General features: G+C 61.4%; 12 protein-coding genes and 1 pseudogene. 1 reads left to right on the top strand and 12 read right to left on the bottom strand.

Annotated elements, in window-relative coordinates; all coding sequences use genetic code 11:
- Window positions 1-42: 42 nt before the first annotated feature.
- The 9 genes and pseudogenes from xdhC to DQ405_RS15490 all read right to left on the bottom strand — a co-directional run bounded on the left by xdhC (window position 43) and on the right by DQ405_RS15490 (window position 12,003).
- Entirely contained in the window at window positions 43-876 is an 834-nt protein-coding gene (xdhC, locus tag DQ405_RS15450) for a xanthine dehydrogenase accessory protein XdhC (protein ID WP_168425036.1), read from the bottom strand.
- Window positions 877-1,175: 299 nt separating this feature from the next.
- Window positions 1,176-3,566 (bottom strand): xanthine dehydrogenase molybdopterin binding subunit, encoded by a 2,391-nt coding sequence (gene xdhB / locus DQ405_RS15455; RefSeq protein WP_168425037.1) that lies wholly within the window; start codon window positions 3,564-3,566, stop codon window positions 1,176-1,178.
- Complete coding sequence (xdhA, locus tag DQ405_RS15460; RefSeq protein WP_168425038.1) at window positions 3,559-4,998, bottom strand: xanthine dehydrogenase small subunit; 1,440 nt, start codon at window positions 4,996-4,998, stop codon at window positions 3,559-3,561. The genes xdhB and xdhA overlap by 8 nt, the downstream gene beginning before the upstream one ends.
- Window positions 4,999-5,313: 315 nt before the next feature.
- On the bottom strand, window positions 5,314-6,669 hold the full coding sequence (locus tag DQ405_RS15465; RefSeq protein ID WP_168425039.1) for an 8-oxoguanine deaminase: 1,356 nt from the start codon (window positions 6,667-6,669) through the stop codon (window positions 5,314-5,316).
- Between the two features lie 308 nt (window positions 6,670-6,977).
- Window positions 6,978-7,679 carry an ABC transporter ATP-binding protein gene (locus DQ405_RS15470; protein ID WP_168425040.1) on the bottom strand — a complete coding sequence of 234 codons (702 nt, stop codon included), beginning with the start codon at window positions 7,677-7,679 and terminating at the stop codon, window positions 6,978-6,980.
- A gap of 2 nt (window positions 7,680-7,681) precedes the next feature.
- On the bottom strand, window positions 7,682-8,449 hold the full coding sequence (livG, locus tag DQ405_RS15475; RefSeq protein WP_168425041.1) for a high-affinity branched-chain amino acid ABC transporter ATP-binding protein LivG: 768 nt from the start codon (window positions 8,447-8,449) through the stop codon (window positions 7,682-7,684).
- Window positions 8,446-9,702, bottom strand: a complete 1,257-nt coding sequence (locus tag DQ405_RS15480; RefSeq protein WP_168425042.1) for a high-affinity branched-chain amino acid ABC transporter permease LivM — start codon at window positions 9,700-9,702, stop codon at window positions 8,446-8,448. The genes livG and DQ405_RS15480 overlap by 4 nt, the downstream gene beginning before the upstream one ends.
- Complete coding sequence (gene livH / locus DQ405_RS15485) at window positions 9,699-10,622, bottom strand: high-affinity branched-chain amino acid ABC transporter permease LivH (protein WP_168425043.1); 924 nt, start codon at window positions 10,620-10,622, stop codon at window positions 9,699-9,701. Before livH ends, DQ405_RS15480 begins: the two co-directional genes overlap by 4 nt.
- Before the next feature lie 261 nt (window positions 10,623-10,883).
- Window positions 10,884-12,003 (bottom strand): annotated as a pseudogene (locus DQ405_RS15490) (branched-chain amino acid ABC transporter substrate-binding protein).
- Between the two features lie 201 nt (window positions 12,004-12,204).
- Here DQ405_RS15490 and DQ405_RS15495 point away from each other — a divergent pair.
- Entirely contained in the window at window positions 12,205-12,516 is a 312-nt protein-coding gene (locus DQ405_RS15495) for a DUF2288 domain-containing protein (RefSeq protein ID WP_168425044.1), read from the top strand.
- A 46-nt stretch (window positions 12,517-12,562) separates the two neighbouring features.
- On the opposite strand, the gene DQ405_RS15500 is transcribed toward DQ405_RS15495, so the two are convergent.
- From DQ405_RS15500 to DQ405_RS15510, 3 genes are read right to left on the bottom strand one after another with little or no spacing between them, the layout of a single operon-like run.
- Window positions 12,563-14,128: a M48 family metallopeptidase gene (locus DQ405_RS15500; protein ID WP_168425045.1), complete on the bottom strand. Its 1,566-nt coding sequence runs from the start codon at window positions 14,126-14,128 to the stop codon at window positions 12,563-12,565.
- 4 nt (window positions 14,129-14,132) lie between these two features.
- Window positions 14,133-14,498, bottom strand: coding sequence for a hypothetical protein (locus tag DQ405_RS15505; protein ID WP_168425046.1), 366 nt, complete (start codon window positions 14,496-14,498; stop codon window positions 14,133-14,135).
- Window positions 14,491-15,738 carry a CHASE2 domain-containing protein gene (locus DQ405_RS15510; RefSeq protein ID WP_178114127.1) on the bottom strand — a complete coding sequence of 416 codons (1,248 nt, stop codon included), beginning with the start codon at window positions 15,736-15,738 and terminating at the stop codon, window positions 14,491-14,493. Before DQ405_RS15510 ends, DQ405_RS15505 begins: the two co-directional genes overlap by 8 nt.
- Window positions 15,739-15,755 lie beyond the last annotated feature (17 nt).

Consider the following 15,755-nt stretch of genomic DNA (forward strand, 5'->3'; position numbering starts at 1 on the left):
GCAGCCTTCGTACGGGTTCGGTACTGACGCTACGATCGCGGTTCATCCTCGGCGCGAAGCAGGGACCAACATGGGCACCGGTTTCTCGCCGTCATGACTTTTTTCGCCGAAATTGGCGTTGTAGGTGGCGATCACTTCGCCGGCGATGGATACGGCGATCTCGATCGGCAGCTTGCCCTTCACCTCGGCAATACCCATCGGGCAGCGCATACGCTCGACCGTTTCGGGTTGGAAGCCACGATCGCGCAAGCGGTTTTCAAACTTGGCGCGCTTGCTCTTCGAGCCAATCAGGCCGTAGTAGGTGAAGTCGTTGCGCTCGAGAATCGCCGCAGTCAGTTCCAGGTCAAGTTGGTGATTGTGGGTCATGACGATGAAGTAGCTGCCGGCGGGCATGTTCTCCACCTCGTCGACCACGTCCTCATTGACGGCCTTTTCCACACCTTGCGGAACCTGCTCAGGGAATTCGTTTTCCCGCGAATCGATCCAGCGCACCTTGCAGGGCAGACTGGCGAGCAGCGGCACCAGGGCGCGACCGACATGGCCGGCGCCGAATACAGCGATATGCGCCTGCGGCTGGCCCATGGGTTCGAACAGCAGCACGGTGGCGCCGCCACAGCACTGGCCCAGGCTTGCGCCGAGGGAAAAGCGTTCCAGCCGCGTATCACGCATCCGGTTTACCAGCATCTCGCGCGCAATTGCCTGTGCTTTGTATTCCAGATGGCCACCGCCGATGGTGTCGTACAGTCGATCGCGGCTCACCACCATCTTCGAGCCGGCATTGCGCGGCGTCGAACCACGCTCCTCGATGATGGTCACCAGCACGCAGGGTTCGCCTTGTTGCCGCAGATCGGCGAGTGCTTCGATCCAGTTATTCATATCTGTCTCCGCTACCCGAAGGCATGCGATGGCTTTTTGTGGCAGCGAGTTGATGTTTAGTCCCCGTCGCCAACTGCGTGGCTGCGGTTTCATCAAGCTCGCTCCCGCTTGTGCTTCATGCTGCGCCAAGGCCGGGCCTGCAAGCGCTGGCACTTGCGTATCTCAGTAGGGTGGGCTTCAGCCCACCACCGAGCGCCGGCCCATTAGTGGGTTGAAGCCCACCCTATGTTTGCGACCGCCGCAGGTGGGCCGGGTGACGCGCCGCTCCAGCCCGCAGGTGCGAGAAACGCACCTGGTCATCAGGCTGGTGCCGTTTCCGTGGCGCTCGGCACTGCCGCAGCCTGCTTCAACTTGCGCATCTGCTCCACACCCCAGAGCACCCGCTCGGGTGTCGCTGGCGCGTCGATTTTCGGCTGGGCCTTGTAGTCGGCCAGACTGGCCACGGCGTCCTTGATCGCGCACCAGACGGAGATGCCGAGCATGAACGGCGGCTCACCGACGGCCTTGGAGTGGAACACGGTGTCTTCCGGATTCTTGCGGTTTTCCACCAGCTTGACCCGCAGATCCAGCGGCATATCCGCCACGGCCGGCACCTTGTAGCTCGCCGGGCCACTGGTCATCAGCTTGCCCTTGTCGTTCCACACCAGTTCTTCCATGGTCAGCCAGCCCATGCCCTGCACGAAGCCGCCTTCCACCTGGCCGATGTCGATAGCGGGGTTCAGCGAGGCGCCTACGTCATGCAGGATGTCGCTGCGCAGCATCTTGTACTCGCCGGTCAGGGTGTCGACGACTACTTCCGAGCACGCCGCGCCATAAGCGAAATAGTAGAACGGCCGACCGCGTGCCTGGCTGCGGTCGTAGTAGATTTTCGGCGTGCGGTAGAAGCCGGTGGACGACAGCGAAACCTGGCCGAAATAGGCCTGCTGGATCAGCTCGTCGAAGGATACGTACTCGTCGCGAATGCGCACCTGACCGTTCTTGAATTCCACATCCTCTTCGGTCACCTGGTAATGCCGGGCAGCAAACTCGGTCAGTCGCTGCTTGATGGTTTGCGCGGCGTTCTGCGCCGCCTTGCCGTTGAGGTCGGCGCCAGAAGAGGCCGCCGTCGGCGAGGTGTTCGGCACCTTGTCGGTGTTGGTCGCAGTGATCTGGATTCGCTCGACGTCGACCTGGAACACCTCGGCCACCACCTGCGCGACCTTGATGTTCAGGCCCTGACCCATCTCGGTGCCGCCGTGGTTCAAGTGGATGCTGCCGTCGGTGTAGACGTGTACCAATGCACCGGCCTGGTTAAGGAAGCTGGCGGTGAAGCTGATGCCGAACTTCACCGGGGTCAGCGACAGGCCCTTCTTCAGAATTGGACTGTTGGCATTGAACGCGCGGATTTCCTCGCGACGACGGGCATATTCGCTGCTGGCCTCGAGCTCGGCGGTCATCTCTTCGAGCATGTTGTGCTCGACGGTCTGGTAGTAGGGCGTAACGTTGCGCTCGGTCTTGCCGTAGTAGTTGCGTTTGCGCACGTCCAGCGGATCCTTGCCCAGCTCTCGTGCCACCGCGTCCATGATTTCTTCGATGGCGACCATGCCTTGCGGGCCGCCGAAGCCGCGGTAGGCGGTGTTCGAGGCCAGGTTGGTCTTGCAGCGATGGCCGTTGATGGTGGCATCGCCCAGGTAATAGGCGTTGTCCGAGTGGAACATGGCGCGGTCGACGATGGAGCCGGACAGGTCCGGCGAATAGCCGCAGTTACCGGCCAGATCGATCTCGATCCCGTGCAGCAGCCCGTCATCATCGAAGCCGACGTCGTACTCGACGTAGAACGGGTGACGCTTGCCGGTCATGGTCATGTCTTCCATGCGCGGCAGACGCATCTTGGTCGGGCGACCAGTGAGGTGCGCGATCACCGCGCACATGCACGCAGGTCCCGCGGCCTGGGTTTCCTTGCCGCCGAAGCCACCGCCCATGCGGCGCATGTCGATAACGATCTTGTTCATCGAGACGCCGAGCACCTCGGAGACCAGCTTCTGGACTTCGGTGGGATTCTGCGTCGAGGTATAGACGATCATGCCGCCATCTTCGGTGGGCATCACCGAAGACACCTGAGTCTCGAGGTAGAAGTGTTCCTGTCCACCGATATGCAGGCTGCCCTGCAGGCGACGCGCGGCGGTCGCTAGCGCGCCGGCCGAATCGCCGCGCTTGTGGGTGTGGCTGTCGAGTACGAAGTGCTTCTTGCGCAGCGCGTCGACCACATCGATCACTGGCTCCAGGTCTTCGTACTCGATCACCGCGGCCATGGCCGCCTTTCGCGCGGTTTCCAGGCTGTCGGCCGCAACGGCGATCACCGGTTGCCCGACGAATTCGACCTTACCGTCCGCCAGCAGCGGATCGCCGGGCATGACCGCACCGATATCCAGCTGCCCTGGCACATCCTTCGCGGTGATCGCGATGGCGACGCCAGGCACCGCGTAGCAAGGCGCCGTATCGATGCGCACGATGCGCGCATGGGCGCGGTCGCTCATGCGGGCGTAGACATGCAGCTGGTTCGGGAATTCGAGGCGGTCGTCGACATATACCGCTTCGCCGGTGACATGCTTCGGTGCGCTGTCGTGCTTGACGCTTCGGCCCACGCCGGTCACCAGATCCTGAGTGAACAGCGCAGCAATTTCTTCCTGAGTCTTGGTTGGCTTATGCATAGGAAGTAACCCTCGTCTCATATGCCGGCGCTTGTTGTTCGTGGAAGCACTTGCGCAGCAGGTTCTGTGCGACCAGCAGGCGGTACTCGCGGCTGGCACGGAAGTCGGTTAGTGGCGTGAAGTCTTTTTCGAGTGCCAGGCAGGCTTGCTCGATGGCCGACTCGGTAAAGGGCGCGCCGATCAGAGCGCGTTCACAGGCAGTCGCGCGTTTGGGAATGGCTGCCATGCCGCCGAAGGCGACCCGGGCATCTTCGATGATGCCGTTCTCGATTTTCAGATCGAAGGCTGCGCAGACGGCCGAAATATCGTCGTCCAGGCGTTTGGAAACCTTGTACGCGCGGAACACCCGGTTTGGCTGAGCGCGCGGCACGATGATTTTCTCGATGAACTCGCCCTGTTCGCGTGCGGTGACCTTGTAATCGATGAAGTAATCCTCCAGCAGCAGGGTGCGGCTGTTGGTGCCCTTGCGCAGGACTACCTGCGCACCCAACGCGATCAGGAGCGGTGGGGAGTCGCCGATAGGCGAGGCGTTACCGATGTTGCCACCGAGGGTGCCCTGGTTGCGGATCTGCAAAGAGGCGAAGCGGTGCAGCAGCTCGCCAAAATCAGGATATTCGTTGGCCAGCGCTTCATAGCAATCGGTCAGCGGGGTCGCAGCGCCGATCTCGATGCTGCTGTCGGTCACCTCGACCTTCTTCATCTCGGCGATATGACCGACGTAGATCATCACCGGCAACTGGCGATGAAACTGGGTGACCTCAAGCGCCAGGTCGGTACCGCCGGCGAGCAGGCGAGCATCGGGGTTGGCACTGTAGATATCGGCCAGATCGCCCACGGTCAGCGGCGACAGGCAGCGCTTGTCGCCACTGTTCAGCTCGGCGGTTTCGCGTGGTTCGATGGCTTTCAGCTGAGCAATGGTTTCGGCTTCGCGTACGTCGAACTGGTCCGGCTGCTTGGCGCAACAGGCCTGCTCTGCGGCGTCGAGAATCGGGCGATAGCCGGTGCAGCGGCACAAGTTGCCAGCCAGGGCTTCATGGGTGTCGGCCTTGTCGAAACCATCCGCTGATTTCTGCAGGGCGAACAGGCTCATGACGAAGCCCGGCGTGCAGAACCCGCACTGCGAACCGTGGCAGTCGACCATGGCTTGCTGAACGCTGTGAAGCTGACCCTGATGCTTCAGGTCCTCGACAGTGATCAGCTGTTTGCCGTGCAGGGCGGATACGAAGGTCAGGCAGGAGTTAAGCGTGCGATAGCGCAGACGGTCACCGTCCAGCTCGCCGACCACGACGGTACAGGCGCCGCAGTCACCGGAGGCGCAGCCTTCCTTGGTGCCGGGTTTGCCGCGATATTCGCGCAGGTACTCCAGCACGGTGGTATTCGGATCGAGTGTCTGCTCACGGCGCAGTTCTCGATTGAGTAGGAACTGGATCAAAGAGGGCCTCCGGGGATTTTTGTTCTGGGCTCTGGCAGTGGAAATTAGCGCTATCTGACTTCTTGGTCAACAAATACCTGACCCAAAAGTCAGTTCGAGCGACGAGCGCAGATGCCGGCGGTGATTGCGTTGGTCGCTGCCGGTGGATGTTCTTGATTACGAGTATGGATCAGGCGGGCAAAAGTGGCTGCGCGCGGCGATGGACGTGGATTTCGGCGAAACGAGCTAGACAGCCGGTTAGCGAATTCAAATGATGCCTGGCTGAGTCGTGAGGTTCCGAGAATACGGCTGGAACCCCACATGCAGCAGTGCGCATCAGCCAGCAATCAACTCCCGCGCGGCCTGACTGTGATCGGCAATCAGTCCGGCGATGTCGAGGCCCTCTACTTGGCCGTCGATGACGCGCCACCGTCCGCCGACCATTACGCGGTCGGCCCGATCGGCACCGCACAACAGCAACGCAGAGACGGGGTCATGGCTACCGGAAAAGCGCAGCTCATCAAGCTTGAACAGCGCGAGGTCGGCCTGCTTACCGACGCTCAGCTCGCCGACATCATTGCGGCCCAGCAGGCGTGCCGAGCCGCGTGTGGCCCAGCCAAGCACACGCTCCGGCGTGATCTGCTCGGCGCCATAGCGCAAGCGCTGGATGTACAGTGCCTGGCGCGCCTCGAGAATCATGTTGGAGGCATCGTTCGACGCCGAACCGTCGACGCCCAGGCCGATGGGCGCGCCAGCGGCTTCCAGCGCGACGGTCGGGCAGATGCCGGAAGCCAGCCGCATATTCGAACTCGGGCAATGGCAAATGCCGGTACCGGCTGCGCCCAGGCGCTCGATCTCGTCGTCATTGAAATGGATGCCGTGGGCCAGCCAGGTGCGTTCGGATAGCCAGCCAACGCTGTCCAGATAGCCCACGGTGCGCAAGCCGAAGCGCTGCTTGCAGAATTCTTCCTCGTCGAGGGTTTCCGCGAGGTGCGTGTGCAGGCGTACATTGTGATGCTCGGCCAGCGCCGCGCTGGCGCGCATGATTTCCGGGGTGACCGAAAAAGGAGAGCAGGGCGCCAGGGCAATCTGGATCTGCGCGCCGGCGCCGCGCTCATGGTAACGACCGATCAGCCGCTCGCTGTCATCGAGAATCGCCTCGGCGGTTTGCACCGTGTGCTGGGGCGGCAACCCGCCATCGGCTTCGCCCAGGCTCATGGAGCCGCGGGTGAGCATGGCGCGCATGCCTAGTTCGCGTACGGCTTCGATCTGCACATCGATGGCGTTTTCCAGACCGTCCGGAAACAGGTAGTGATGGTCCGCGGCGGTGGTGCAACCGGAGAGCAACAGCTCGGCCAGCGCCACCTTGCTGGCCAGCGCAAGGCGGTCCGGCGTCAGGCGTGCCCAGACCGGATAGAGGGTTTTCAGCCAGGGGAACAGCGGTTGATTCACCACCGGCGCCCAGGCTCGAGTGAGTGTTTGGTAGAAGTGGTGATGGGTGTTGATCAGCCCTGGCAGCACAACGTGCTCACGGGCATCGAAGCTATTGTCGACCGGTGTGGCGGGGGATTGCCCGGCGGCGAGTAGTTCGACGATGGTGCCATTCTCGATGACCAATCCGCCGGAGGCGTCCTGATCGTTGGCGGTAAAAATGGCGAGGGGATGCTTGATCCAGATACGGCTGGCAGTCATGGCCGGCTTCTCCTGAGTTGAGTTCAGAAATGAGCCAGCTCAGTTATGCCCTGTCTGCTGATCCAGGGACCTGTGCCGATCGGCGCAGATGCGGGGGCCACCATAGCGGCTCCCGTTGGCGTTGTCATCGTCTGCGGTTGCAGGATGCGGATGTACGGTCCCGGCGATACCTGTAGGAGCCAGCTTGCTGGCGAAGCTTCTGCATAGCATCTTCACGAGCAAGCTAGCACTCACATTCGGCGCTCAGGCTCGCCAGCAAGAACTCGGCGTCCCTAGCTCCTACGGGACGCGCTCGTATCAGCTCCTGGTCAACCGCCGAGGTAGGCGTCGCGGACCTTGGGGTCGCTCAACAGCTCTTCGCCGCTGCCCTGCATGACGATGTGACCATTCTCCAGCACGTAGCCACGGTCGGCCAGCTTGAGCGCCTGGTTGGCGTTCTGCTCGACCAGGAAGACGGTCACGCCATCTTCACGTAGCTGCTCGATGATCTCGAAAATCTGCTGGATGATGATTGGTGCCAGCCCCAGCGAGGGCTCGTCGAGCAGTAGCAACTTGGGTTTGCTCATCAATGCCCGGGCGATGGCGAGCATTTGTTGCTCGCCGCCGGACATGGTGCCGCCGCGCTGCTGGAAGCGTTCCTTCAACCTCGGGAACAACAGCAGCACTTTGTCCAGCTGCTCCTGAAAGTCCGTGCGGTTGGTGAAGAAACCGCCCATGACGAGGTTCTCCTCCACCGTCAGGCGAGCAAAGATGCGCCGCCCTTCAGGTACGACGGCGATGTCCTTGCGCATGATGTCGCAGGTCTGTTTGCCGACCAGTTCCTCGCCCTCGAAGCGGATGCTGCCTTCGGAGGCCATTGGCGTGCCGCAGAGCGTCATCAGTAGGGTCGATTTGCCGGCACCGTTGGCGCCGATCAGCGTGACGATCTCGCCTTTGCGGACCTCAACGTCGACGTTGTGCAGCGCCTGGATCTTGCCGTAGAAGGTCGAGACGTTTTCGAAATACAGCATGGTTACGCCTCCCCCAGATAGGCTTTGATCACGTCCGGATTGTCCCGAATCTGCTCCGGCGTGCCGTCGGCCAGGGGGCAGCCCTGGTTGATCACGACGATATGGTCGGAAATGCTCATGACCAGCTTCATGTCGTGCTCGATGAGCAGCACGGTGACATCGTGCGTGTCGCGCAACATGCCGATCAGTGCCTTGAGGTCCTCGGTTTCCCTCGGATTGAGACCGGCCGCTGGCTCGTCGAGCATGAGGATGCGCGGACGCGTCATCATGCAGCGGGCGATCTCCAGGCGGCGTTGCTGACCATAGGCGAGGGTGCCGGCCGGGCGGTTGGCCACCTCGGTGAGGTTGACCTGCTCAAGCCAGTGGGCGGCAAAATCCATCGCCTCGTGCTCGCTCTGGCGGAACGCCTTGGTCTTCAACAGGCCGGACAGAAAGTTGGTGTTGAGATGCCGATGCTGGGCAACCAACAGGTTCTCCACGGCGGTCATGTCCTTGAACAGGCGGACGTTCTGGAACGTACGCACCACACCCTTGCGGGCGATCTTGTGGCCGGGCAGGCCATGGATCGCTTCTCCGTCGAGCAGGATTTCTCCCGAGGTGGGCTGGTAGAAGCCGGTCAGGCAGTTGAATACGGTGGTCTTGCCGGCGCCGTTCGGACCGATCATCGAAACCACTTGTTTGTCCTGTACGCTCAGGCCCACTCCGTTAACGGCCAAGAGGCCGCCGAAGCGCATGGTCAGGCCGCGTACTTCAAGAATCGGGCGGCTCATCGCTTCAGCTCCAGGTGGGGGCGTTGCATGGGCAGCAGACCCTGCGGACGCCAGATCATCATCAGCACCATCAAGGCGCCGAACATCAGCATGCGGTATTCGCTGAACTCACGCATTAGCTCGGGCAACAGGATCATCACGATGGCGGCAAGAATCACCCCCAGCTGAGAGCCCATGCCGCCGAGCACGACGATTGCGAGGATGATGGCTGATTCGATGAAGGTGAACGACTCCGGCGACACCAGGCCCTGACGGGCAGCAAAGAAGCTGCCGGCGAAACCGGCGAAGGTCGCGCCCAGTGTGAAGGCGGAGAGCTTGATCACGGTGGGGTTCATGCCCAGCGCGCGGCAGGCGATCTCGTCCTCGCGCAACGCTTCCCAGGCACGGCCAATGGGCATACGCAGCAGACGGTTGATCACGAACAGAGTCAGCAGCACCAGCAGCAGGGCGATCAGGTAGAGAAAGATCACCTTGTTGATGGAGGCGTAATCCACGCCGAAGAACTCGTGGAAGGTCTGCATACCCTCGGCGGCGCGACGGTCGAACGAGAGGCCGAACAGTGTGGGCTTGTCGATGCCGCTAATGCCGTTCGGACCACCGGTGAGATCGGTCATGTTGCGCAACAACAGACGGATGATTTCGCCGAAACCCAGGGTCACGATTGCCAGGTAGTCACCCCGAAGGCGCAGCACCGGGAAGCCCAGCAGGAAGCCGAACAGCGCCGCCATGGCGCCGGCAATCGGCAGTGCGACCCAGAACCCGATCCCGTAGTAGTGCGATAGCAGCGCGTAGGTGTAGGCGCCGACCGCGTAGAAGCCGACATAGCCCAGATCGAGCAGACCAGCGAGACCGACGACGATGTTCAGGCCCAGGCCCAGCATGACGTAGATGAGGATCAGCGTGGCGATGTCCACCGCGCCTCGCGAACCGAAGAACGGCCAGGCGAGCGCCACCAGCACCAGTCCGATGATGATGTAGCGCTGAGTCGACGGCAGGGTCAGGAAGCTGCCTGCGCCGGCCGGAATCGTCGGCAGCTTGGGGCTGGCGGCCCAGCCGGCCGCTGCGTGGTGGCGGAACAATTGCCAGAAGAACATGGCAACGGCACAGGCGGCGATGATCCAGAAGGTCTTCGCGTCGCTGCCATGGACTTCGAGGCGAATGCCGACGGTGGTGAGTTTCAGACCGAACACCGGTACCGCGACGGCGATGACCAGCAGGGCGCTGAAAAAGGCAGTACGAAGATTGCGGGTCATACCTTTTCAACCTCCGGGCGACCAAGGATGCCGGTCGGACGGAACAGCAGAACCAGAACCAGCAGGCTGAAGGCCACCACGTCCTTGTACTGATCTCCGAAGATGTCTGCGCCGAAGGCTTCGGCAACACCGAGCACCAGGCCGCCCAACATCGCACCAGGGATGCTGCCGATGCCGCCGAGTACCGCGGCGGTGAAGGCTTTAATGCCGGCCAGGAAGCCGATGTGCGGGTTGATTACCCCGTATTGCATGCTGATCAGCACGGCCGCGATGGCTGCCAGCGCTGCGCCGATGACGAAGGTCAGGGCGATGATGCTGTTGGTATTGATGCCCAGCAGGTTGGCCATCTTCAGATCTTCGGCGCAGGCGCGGCAGGCGCGACCCAGCCGGGAGCGGGAAATAAACAAGGTCAGGCCCATCATGGCAAGGATGGTGACCACGAAGATCAGCACCTGCATGTAAGAGACCACCACACCGTTCATGGCGCTTTCACCGAAGATGAAGTTGCCCGGCATCAGGTTGGGGATCGCCTTGTCCTTTGAGTCCTGAGAGAGCAGGACGACGTTCTGCAGGAAGATCGACATACCGATCGCCGAGATCAGCGGAATCAACCGGTTGCTTCCGCGCAGTGGCCGGTAGGCGACCCGCTCGATGCTGTAACCGTAGGCGCTGGTGACGATCATGGCGGCGGCGAACGCGCCAATCATCAGAATTGGCAGGGCATCGAGCCCCATCATCGAGAGCCCGACGATGGCGATGAAGGTGACGTAGGAACCGATCATGTACACCTCGCCGTGGGCGAAGTTGATCATGCCGATGATGCCGTAGACCATCGTGTAACCGATGGCTATCAAGGCATAGGTACTGCCAACGGTCAGGCCGTTGATCAGCTGTTGGAAATAGTGGTAAAGCTCAGGCATTACGTTCTCCTGAACACCCAGCAGCCCGTGCTCGACCGCCAATGCGGACCTGCTTCGAACACGCAGCACGGAGAATGCAGCGCCAAGGGCTCCGTGCGGATCACGCACATTGCCAGCTTCGAGGCGGGCCAGCTATGCAGGCCACTCGCTTGGTTGAAGGTGTTGCGGGGGCGGCCCCATTGCTTGTGGCCGGGTCAGCCCCGATCAGCTAAAACAAAGCCCACAGCGGACGCCGTGGGCTTCGGTTGGGTGGTTACCGGCTCACTTGGCTTCGGTCTTGGTGCCGTCCTGGTGCCATTCGTAAACCACGAAGTTGAAATCCTTCAGGTCGCCCTTCTCATCGAACGAGAGGTTGCCGGTCGGCGTATCGAAGGTGTTGCTGCGCAGCGCTTCGGCGACCTTGTCGGTGTCGGTGCTGCCTGCTTTCTCGATACCCTCGGCAATGACCTGGACCGCAGCGTAGGCTGGGAACACGAATGGGCCGCTCGGGTCCTGCTTCTTCGCCTTGAAGGCGTCGACCAGTTCCTGGTTACGCGGGTCCTGGTCGAAGGATTTCGGCAGGGTCACGTACAGGCCTTCGGAAGCCGGGCCGGCGATGGCCGAGATTTCCTTGTTGCCGACGCCTTCCGGTCCCATGAACCGCACGTTCAGACCACGCTCTTTGGCTTGGCGCAGTAACAGACCGAGTTCCGGGTGATAGCCGCCGTAGTAGACGAAGTCGACGTCTGCCTGCTTGAGCTTGGAGATCATCGAGGAGAAGTCCTTGTCGCCGGCGCTTGATGCCTTCGAACAAGCCGACCTTGACGCCTTTCTCTTCCAGGGTCTGCTTAACGGCGGTGGCGATGCCTTCACCGTACTGCTGCTTGTCATGGATGACGGCAACATTTTTCGGCTTGACGTGATCGGCGATGAAGTTGCCTGCGGTCGGACCTTGCAGGCTGTCCAGACCGATAGTGCGGAAAATCAGTTCATAACCACGGGAAGTGATGTCCGGGCTGGTCGAAGCCGCGGTAATCATCAGAATGCCTTCGTCTTCATAAATATCGGACGCGGGCTGAGTCGAGCTGGAGCACAGATGACCAACTACGAAGCTGATTTCGTCGTTGACGATCTTGTTGGCGACTGCGACCGCCTGTTTGGGGTCGCAAGCATCGTCATACACGACGCCTTCCAGTTGCTGCCCGTTGACCCCGCCCTTCTTGTTGATCTGCTCGATGGCCATCTGGGCGCCGATGAACTGCATGTCGCCGTACTGCGCAACGGCCCCTGTGACCGGGCCGGCCAAACCGATCTTGATGTTGTCGGCGGCAAGCGTATAGCTCGCTGCTCCCGTCAAAGCGATTGCCATGAAAAGTTTGGAAAGACGCTGTTTGGTCTTCATATGCGCTCCACTTGCATCATTATTGTTTTGAATCCTGCTGGCTGCAGTGTCGTTCAGGAGCAAACGTCCCCAAACGGTACGGCAACTGTACCGGCACAGTGTAGAAGCGTCAGCACTTGTTTGCACAGTCAGCAATTGGATCCGTTTGATGAGATTCACCCGGACGTTATCATTGCGCCCTTTTTGAAACAGGTGAGTCACATGAGCGAAGATCCAAGCACTCTCTATGCCAAGTTGCTGGGCGAAACCGCGCCGATCTCCTGGCAGGACTTGCAGCCATTCTTCGCCCGTGGCGCGCTGCTACGCGTCGCCAGCGACTTCGATCTGATCGAAGCGGCGCAGGCGGTGGCTCAGGATGACCGCGAAACAGTAGCCCAATGGCTGGCTAAAGGCCATATGGGCAAGCTCGAGTCTGAACAGGCGCAGGATTGGCTGGAGCGTGATCCGGAGTTGTGGGCGGTAGTGGTAGCGCCTTGGGTGCTGGTGCAGGAAAGGGCGGCCCGTCAGCACTGACGCCGACCGCTCTGCTGATCGAAAGCACCCAAGGCCACCTTTCAGCTCATGCCACCTTCTTGCAGGTGTCCTTGCGATTGGGCATCTGCTTGCACTTCTCACCGAGTTTCCGCAGGGAGTCTTCATCCTGCTTCAGTTTGTTGGCCAGCATCTTCTCGACAATGAACAGCTCTTCCGATCCCAAGTGCCGTTCGGCCTGCTCGATGGCAGCGAGCGCGGCGGCCGGGTTGTCGTTGCTCAGGTGGTAGCTCACCAGCAATTCGTATACGCCGGGGCCCGCCAGCGACCAGTCGCGGATGGCCGTTAGATGGGCCAGTGCCTGGCGCTTCTCACCTGCAGCCATGTGCACGTTGAACAGACTGCGGCGGATGCCGGGCTGGCTTGCAACCGGTGACTTGAGCGCCCGCTGGGCCAGCGTTCTGGCGTCCTTGAGGTTATTGCTACGCAATGCCTCGTTCGCTCCGTAAGCGTTTCGATAGGCATCCATGGATGCCTTGACCGTCGGATTACCGCGCACCTTGCGCCAGCTCCGTTTGTCGACCCGGTTGTAACGGGTCTCATCGTACTCGCGCTGCAGGTACTGCCGCAGATCGGTATCGCGACGCTGCGCGGACATGTGTGAACGTGTCAGGTGTTGGCCGACGGCGCTCACCGTGGTGGTCAGCCCCTGATTGACGAAGAGGTTGATCTCCTGGGTGAAGCCATTGAGGTCGAATCGCTTCAGCGACTCCTGCATGGCGCCTTTGCGTGCCTGAATGAAACTGGCAAGAATCGGTTCCTGCTTACCCTGGAAATCATCGAGGCGCTGCAGGCTGTGACTAGCGGCGCGCGGCGCATAGTGGGCTTTGACCAGGAGATCGGTGCCAAGCAGGTCGGCCTGGTCTTCCTGAGCCCGCCCCCACGCCGTATTCCATACATGGTCGGAAAAGGTGTTGGCGAGCGCGGTGTAAAGCACTGTGTCGCCGATCATCTTCTGGGTGCCTTGCGGGTCCTTGCTGAGCAGCTTGAGCTGGGAGGCACCGCGGTCCAGACGGCTGTCAGCCACCACTGCTGCGATGACGGCGGTGCTGGCCAGCGTGGTCAACAGTTCGCGCTGTTGGTCGAAGGCGAGCCGTCGATCATGATGACGCAGCAGCACATGACTCATCTCGTGAGCTAGCATCGACGCGATCTCGTCTTCGCTTTCCACGCCCTCGAGCATGCCGAGTGGCACGAACAGGTTGCCGTAAGGATCGGCCGAGGGGCCGAATGCATAGCTGTCGACGACCCTCACCTGCAAGTTAGGCAGCTCACCTGGCCAACCCTTGCCGAGTTTGTCGACGATACCCTGCAAGTAGCTCTGCAGGGGAGCGATCAGAACGAGGTTTTGCTGGCGGATCTCAGTGGCCGGCAGATTGCGTCCGTCATAGCTAAGGCGGAGCGTCTGCCGGTGCTGGGGGTCGAGCTTGAAATGGCTACGCACCTCTTCTTGTGCCAGATACTTGCCCTGAAAACCGTCATGAGCGCTTCGGCCAGCCAGGTTGATCAAGGCGTCAGGCGCGCCTTTGAGCGTCGTGCATCCACTCAGGGCGGCTAGCAGCGAGAGGGCTATCACTATGAGTCTAGGTGGCATGACGTCAGTTCCTCGCGCAGCCGGCGCCGTAGCCAATCGTGGACAGGTTGGTGGCGCCATCGGCTTTGGCTCTTGGCAGGGCTGCGCAGGGCATCGGGACGGTTTTGCCTTCGCTCAGGCGCACGTCGACGCCATCGAGCCAGACCGGTCGGCCGGCGATTTCGACCTGCACCAGTTCCATGTCTTCGTTCCACTGTTGAGCAGCTAGTGGTGTTGGCGGCAACTCGGCGCGCGGGACCCTCTGCAGGAGGCGGCCAGTCTCGTCGAGCAGCGCGATTGGATCATTGGTGTATTCCTCCACGGTAAGGCCGGCTGCGTGGGCAGCGCCGCTTAACAGCAATGCGCAGAGCAGGGTTAAAGGTTTACGCATGGTGACTCCTTTCGCTTGAGGCAGGGCTGGAAGGGCCTTCGCAGCATTCCTTTGGCAGCAACAGGCCTGTCAGTAACAACAGGCCCAGAATGTTCACGGGTGTGATCCGCAGTGCGTAGAGCACGCAGCTGAGCAGCACCAGTACGGTGATTGCAGTGATGGGAACAACGTTGCGCATTGGCCGGAGCACTGGGGGTTGGCGAGCCTGGAACCTCAGCAGCAGCGCCACGAAGGCCAGCTCGAAGAGGTCGAGAATATCCATTTCCGTGCCGAATAATCCCGGCGGTGCGGTGAAATAGTGCATGCCGTACTGGATGAGGTTATCTAGCGCCGTGGCGTGTGCGTATACGCCTGGCAGTTGGCCGTGAACGGGTGAGTGGGTGAGATCTTCAGCCGACGCGATGGCGGCTCCCACCAGTACCAAGCGATCGGTCAGCAGCTGCTTCAGAAGGGCGCGCTCCTCGGGCACGGTAGTAGCCAGAGCGCCGGCAGGGATGGTCAGGTGATAAGGGCAACGCGTTTCGGTGGGGCCGGTAAATCGCCAGAAAACCGCTTGTAGTATTCGCGTTGCGGCCTCTGCCCAGGCGTTTCGCTCTGCTGGGCATTGGCCGGTATCGCTGACGTGGCGCTGCCCGTCGGCTTGGCCGAGCCCCCACTGCAGGGCCATCGGTAGCGCCGCCGCCGCCGCCTCAGCCGTTGCCGGTAGCGACTGGCAGGGGTGTTGCTGGCAATGGATTCGGTACAAGGCGAACGCGGCCGTGTCCATCCAGCCATCGTCGGTTTCGGCCGCCAAAGGGTAATCCTGGGGCGCAGCGCTCCAGCTCACCAGTGCGGGTTGACTGGCCGCGGCGAATCTCGACAGCGTATTGGATTGGGAGACGCCCGAATTGGCCAGGTAGAGCGGTATGGAGGCGGCGCTATAGCGTTCGAAGACGTTGGCGAGCAGCTGACTGCTATCGTTGCTGCGCCCCACCGCGTGATCGTAGCTGTACATTAAATCCACCATCACTGCGGCGGGCCGATAAGCCAGCAACTGGCGGAACAGCTTTCCCTGTTCCGCATACGGGAGCGGCCAGTGGCTGCCGCGTTGGCGGAGGTAATCATCGTCAATGATCACCACTGCGATCCGCTGCTGCGCGCCGTCGTCATAGATATTGGCCAGAAGCTGGTTCAACAGGCGGGAGGAGGCTTCTTCAGTTGCGGTGGTGAGGCCAAACGGGTCCAGGATAATGGCGAGCAATGCGCCGATGCTGGCAA

This window comes from Pseudomonas sp. SST3 (assembly GCF_003325755.1).

Excerpts from the sequence above, each read along its gene's own strand:
- xdhC (WP_168425036.1), bottom strand. The coding sequence starts at position 876 with ATGAATAACTGGATCGAAGCACTCGCCGATCTGCGGCAACAAGGCGAA.
- xdhB (WP_168425037.1), bottom strand. The coding sequence starts at position 3,566 with ATGCATAAGCCAACCAAGACTCAGGAAGAAATTGCTGCGCTGTTCACT.
- DQ405_RS15465 (WP_168425039.1), bottom strand. The coding sequence starts at position 6,669 with ATGACTGCCAGCCGTATCTGGATCAAGCATCCCCTCGCCATTTTTACC.
- DQ405_RS15470 (WP_168425040.1), bottom strand. The coding sequence starts at position 7,679 with ATGCTGTATTTCGAAAACGTCTCGACCTTCTACGGCAAGATCCAGGCG.
- livG (WP_168425041.1), bottom strand. The coding sequence starts at position 8,449 with ATGAGCCGCCCGATTCTTGAAGTACGCGGCCTGACCATGCGCTTCGGC.
- DQ405_RS15480 (WP_168425042.1), bottom strand. The coding sequence starts at position 9,702 with ATGACCCGCAATCTTCGTACTGCCTTTTTCAGCGCCCTGCTGGTCATC.
- livH (WP_168425043.1), bottom strand. The coding sequence starts at position 10,622 with ATGCCTGAGCTTTACCACTATTTCCAACAGCTGATCAACGGCCTGACC.
- DQ405_RS15495 (WP_168425044.1), top strand. The coding sequence starts at position 12,205 with ATGAGCGAAGATCCAAGCACTCTCTATGCCAAGTTGCTGGGCGAAACC.
- DQ405_RS15500 (WP_168425045.1), bottom strand. The coding sequence starts at position 14,128 with ATGCCACCTAGACTCATAGTGATAGCCCTCTCGCTGCTAGCCGCCCTG.
- DQ405_RS15505 (WP_168425046.1), bottom strand. The coding sequence starts at position 14,498 with ATGCGTAAACCTTTAACCCTGCTCTGCGCATTGCTGTTAAGCGGCGCT.